The organism is Microcystis sp. M53603_WE2 (assembly GCF_030065435.1).
In genome coordinates this window covers 1-4,968 of sequence record NZ_JASJFF010000368.1, presented here as the reverse complement: position 1 = coordinate 4,968, position 4,968 = coordinate 1, and the positions used below count along the sequence as shown (strand labels likewise).

General features: G+C 43.9%; 5 protein-coding genes. 3 read left to right on the top strand and 2 right to left on the bottom strand.

Translation table 11 applies throughout. From position 1 onward, the window contains the following. Positions 1-1,638 (bottom strand): PhoX family protein (locus PX481_RS07890; RefSeq protein WP_288094243.1); only part of this gene is annotated, 1,638 nt, incomplete at its 3' end. 636 nt (positions 1,639-2,274) lie between these two features. On the opposite strand from PX481_RS07890, the gene PX481_RS07885 reads away from it, so the two are divergent. The 3 genes from PX481_RS07885 to PX481_RS07875 all read left to right on the top strand — a co-directional run bounded on the left by PX481_RS07885 (position 2,275) and on the right by PX481_RS07875 (position 4,660). Continuing rightward, the gene (locus PX481_RS07885; RefSeq protein WP_288027600.1) at positions 2,275-3,330 is read left to right on the top strand and encodes a potassium channel family protein; all 1,056 of its coding nucleotides are present in this window, start codon (positions 2,275-2,277) and stop codon (positions 3,328-3,330) included. 246 nt (positions 3,331-3,576) lie between these two features. After that, positions 3,577-3,798 (top strand): DUF4278 domain-containing protein, encoded by a 222-nt coding sequence (locus tag PX481_RS07880; RefSeq protein ID WP_288094241.1) that lies wholly within the window; start codon positions 3,577-3,579, stop codon positions 3,796-3,798. A 400-nt stretch (positions 3,799-4,198) separates the two neighbouring features. Further along, complete coding sequence (locus PX481_RS07875) at positions 4,199-4,660, top strand: PPC domain-containing protein (RefSeq protein WP_002786024.1); 462 nt, start codon at positions 4,199-4,201, stop codon at positions 4,658-4,660. Here PX481_RS07875 and PX481_RS07870 read toward each other — a convergent pair. Beyond that, positions 4,657-4,968, bottom strand: a 312-nt coding sequence (locus tag PX481_RS07870; RefSeq protein ID WP_288094239.1) for an adenosylcobinamide-GDP ribazoletransferase, incomplete at its 5' end; no start/stop codon positions are given. The genes PX481_RS07875 and PX481_RS07870 overlap by 4 nt on opposite strands.

The following is a 4,968-nucleotide window of genomic DNA, read 5'->3' as shown; positions in this document are numbered from 1 at the left end:
GATAATCCAACCAAATTCGTAGGGGATTTCGCCATTTGGTCCCTTAAATATCTCCTTATCGGCCCCTCCCTCCGCTTCACTGGGACTACCAGAGGTAAAGGTTATATATAAAGTGCCATTCTCGTCCACTTCCGTATCTTCCGGGCGACCAGTACAAGTGACCCCAACGGCGTTAGCTGCAAAATGAGCATCGATGAGAATTGCCCCCTGTTTTTCCGTCCTATTACCTTCATACAGGTCTGCGAGGGTCTTATATTTAGCTTTGTAGGCTAGAATCTCCTCATCGTCCTTAAATAGCAGTAATTTAGTATCATTGACCGTTCTTTCGGGATTCGGCAAGGCTACCACCCCATCCCCGCGACTAGCGGCAATTTGACTCGGTAGGACGGGATTTATCTCCGTGTCGGGATTTAAGGGTATCCAATAACCGGTTTTATCGGGGTTGAATTTGGCCCCGTAGAGCATTCCTTTTTCTAGGAGTTTTGAGTTATTTTTCTGCTTAATATCGCTAATTTTGCCCTCGGAAACGAATTTATAGACATGACCGCCTCTGCGATCGCATCCTGAATAAACCGCCAAGGGTTGCCCCGTCCGAGCGAGAAAAGCGACCGCTTCATGGCGAAAACGCCCTAACCAAGTGTGTTTTGTGCCGTAATCATCGGGATTGGCCGGATCCACCTCCACCATCCAACCGTATTTATTTCCCGCTAACCCAAAGACGTTACCCCGGCCATCCACTTCCCCACTATTGAGAATAAAGGGGGTAGTATCGGGATGCAAAGAGGAACCATCTTTTAACACTACCTCGGTCACTTGGTCTTGAAAGTTCTCCTCGGCACTAAATACGGTTCCCCAGGGAGTTGTTCCCCCGGCGCAATTTTGAAATGTTCCGATAATTTTTGCCCCTAATCCGTCATCGTAGCCAAGTTTATCGGTTTTGGTAAAAATTGCTACAGCAGGACCGGTCGCTTTCAGGTAGTGACCGTCCTTTAGTCCAGAAATACCGGTAATGCGGCGATCGGCTTTACTATAGGTACGTTGCCATTTTCCCGTTTGATCTTTAGCCAGGGAAATTACGCCAATTCCCTGATCAATTAAGCCTTCTAGGGATATTTCCTCGATTTTTGCCTTTAAGCTGGCATCTTGCAGGCGATAGGCGGCAATTTCACCCTTTTCATTCGTTTTTTCCCGTACTTCCTTGACGGGTAGGGTTTTACCAATCACTTGTTCAAAGGTTTGTAGCCAAGTACGACCACTGATATATTCAAAATTAACGGTTAGATAACCTTGACCCGCACTGGTTTCGATAAAAGATAGATAATCATTGTTATAACCGAAACGGGAATCACCCACTTTATCCCCCCACTGTGCCAGCACATCATAGGTGAATCCTTGCGGAAGAACGAGATCATCTAGGACTTTATAGGTTTGATAGGCACTTTTTTGGCTTTCATCGCTCATGCCGTCAATTTTTAAGGGAATCGGCAGTTTGACTGGGGCAAAGTTGAAGCCGAAACTATTAGCAGCGATCGCAGGACTGCTAATCAGAGAGGAATATTTTTTCTCTTGCAGACTGAAAAAAGAGACACCAGCAGTGGCAGTTAAAAAGGTGAGGAAATTACGGCGAGAAATACTCATATTTTCATTAATAAAGTCAAAACTGATGTTCAGACCTTGATTAGGTTAAATTTTATTACGGATACTTGACATAGGGATTATACAGTATCCAAGTTATGACTAAGTTAACAGCCAGTTAAAAAGCTCTCCTGCAAAAATAAAAAATCTTCCGTTAGGTGAGGAGATTCGGAGACAGGAGGAGAAAAAAGAGGTAAGAAAATCCCATCCCTCCCTCGGACATTAGATCAAAGTTTATTTCTTGCTTTAGTTGCTGCCGAACATTGATTTTAAGATCATCTCGGTAAATTCCCTCATCGGAACCAAGCAACTGGGAGAAATGTTATTTTCTCAGGCAAATCTGAGAGGATTATGTAGAAATATCTATAGCGTTTCCCAATCTCATGAGGTACACCAAAATCTTAACTCCTGACTCCTGACTCCTCAAAACCTAAGACTCTGTACCTCACAACTATGGGAATTGCTATATATTACATTTCACCCATCGGTATGCTTTACCGAAATACTGGTTAGATGAAAAACAAGCAAGACAAGCTTTATTAAAACGCGGTGAAACAGTAAACAGTGATCAGTAAACAGTGATCAGTAAACAGTAAACAGTTGTAAGCTGATAGCTAGATTGTCAGTTAACAGAAATCGATGCAAAGTTCACTGAAAAGGATCATCATCGGTGCGAGTTTTTTTCTCGCTACGGTAGTCGGAGCAACTATCGGTTATATGGCCTACGGTTGGAGCTTTCTCGATGCCGTTTATATGGTGATTATCACCATATTTGGGGTAGGTTTCGGGGAAGTTAAACCGATTAACACTCCCAGTCTGAGAGCTTTTACCATGTTAGTTATCGTCTGTGGGACCACCTCGGCCGTTTATGTGGTGGGAGGTTTTTTTCAGATGCTCACCGAGGGAGAAATTAACAAAGCTTTTAGCGATCGCCAGATGAATAAAGAGATGGAATCCCTAGAAAATCACGTCATAATCTGCGGTTTTGGGCGTATAGGACGCATTCTAACGACTAAATTGGCAAAAACAGCCCAATCCTTTATTATCGTCGATAATAACCCCGATCGCATTGGATTAGCTCAGGAAAAAGGCTACTTAACTCTTAATGGTAACGCCACCGATGAAAGTATTCTCCAGAAAGCCGGTATCGACAAAGCGCGAGTTTTAGCGACGGTGTTACCCGATGATGCCTTAAATGTCTTTATCACTTTAACCGCAAGGGAACTCAGTCCGCAACTATACATTATCGCTAGGGGAGAATATCCCAGCACCGAGAAAAAATTAAAACTAGCCGGGGCCGATCAAGTGGTCTTACCTGCTACCATTGGAGCAGAGAGAATGGCCCATTTAATCACCCATCCGGCCGCAATCGATTTTTTACAGGAAGATGAAGGTAGGCGCAATCTCAACGAATTATTAGCCGATATCGACCTGCAATTTGAAGAATACTCAATTTTAAGCGATTCGCCTTTTTTGGGACAACCCATCAGTCAGATGGAAGTGCGGGGACAGGGTGCTTTTATTATCGTTGCTGTCCGTCAATTTGATGGTCGTGTCATCACCCATCCCGACCATTCCACCATTCTACAGCAAGGCGATACGGTCATTTTATTAGGTCATCGGGGCGATGTTCCCAATTTTGCCCGTCGTTATGCTCTGCGTCGAGAAATGCGCTATCGTGGGTCTTCTTGGTAGGATATTTAACCAGAAAAAAGTTGAGATCTCTAATTCTTTGTGTGATAAGTTTAACTTATATAAGAGCGATCAATCTTTGTGTCCTCTGTGTCTCTGTGGTTCCTTCCGCTTGCTCGCCAGCAGGACTGTATCTTAGAATACATTTTACCCACCGAACCCAAGAGAGCCAAAAGTTGAGCTTTTCTGGAATTAATTTCGCCGCAGATGGAGATAAGACTAACTCACTAATTATCTCCAGAGACACCTATGAAATTAACCTATCGCGGCATTGCTTACGAGAAAAACCCCACTGCCACCGTTGTTTCCAGTCCGATGATTTTAGGCTATCGTGGTGTTCCCTATTTAAAAAACCTTGGTGTCGTTCAAACCATTCAGAAACAGGTAGCCTTTACCTATCGCGGTCAAGCCTATCATATCACTCAATCTTTAGCTTCTTTGCCCATGGAAAGACCCTCTTTAAGTTTTTAACTTCTAGTTCTTTTTTCAATCAATCTCTTTTAAAGATTGTCAATTAAGTAGCTGGTTATAATTAAATTAAAAATGGATTTTAGGTTTGATCCCCCCTGCCCCCCTTATCAAGGGGGGTGTCTGACAACTTTTAACACCTACCTACTTAATGATTTTATTAATTACCTTAAACGGGTTTTATCTCCCCTCTTGCTCCCTCGCTTCAAGGGGGATTTTTTTATTTGTTTTGCCAACAAGGAATAACTACCTAAGCAAAATTAATTACACATATTTTTCCCTTCCGCAGTTCCGCAGTTCCAGCGTTCCCCCTTTCCGGAGTCTGAATTTAATTTTGTCGAACTGCTGATAGTTATCAGTTTTTTGTAGAATAGGGAGATTGAGAAAACGAACATCTGCCCCTATGACAAGATTCCCTTTGACTGGTCGCTATTCTAGTTTATGCGTCTTGCTCACTTTATTCTGGTTAAGCGGTCAATCTTTACCGGTGCGAGCAGAAAAAATCTATAATCCCGTCCCCCTCATCCTCAACAAAGAAATTAACGATACTCTCACCGACAAAGATATTCCCACGGGGGAGGGAGGGTTTGCTAGGGATTATACCGTGGATTTGGACAAGGATGATCAGGTGGCCATCGATCTCAAATCGGAAAACTTTGATGGAGTTTTAATTCTCCTGGCTGACGATGGTTCCACTGTAGCGGAAAATGATGATGGTCCCGATGGTGGCACTAATGCTCTCCTCTTTGCACGGATTACCGAGTCGGGTAAATATATTATTCGGGTGAGAGCTTTCGGAGAAACCGGTGGGGGAAAATTTACCCTGAAATTAACCCGTTTACGGGCTGTGGAGGGCAAAAATTAGCTAATTATTGTCAAAAAAACCAAGAATAGAGCCTCTGTCCACTCCACCACCGCACCGTAGGTATCGCCGGTATGACCCCGAAGACGACGATATAACCAGTAACCAGTAAGCAGAGCGAGGGCGATTCCGGCACTAATGGCGATTATTCCCCACCTTAGACCACCAAATAGGGCGATTAACCCCCAAATTACTCCCCCACAGTCCCAAGGCAGACAAAAAGCCACTTTATGAAAGGCTCCCTTACCGGTGGGTTTGAGGTAGGGATAAAGAGCGATCGCCATTACTTGCCCCCAACGTCCCCAAATTGG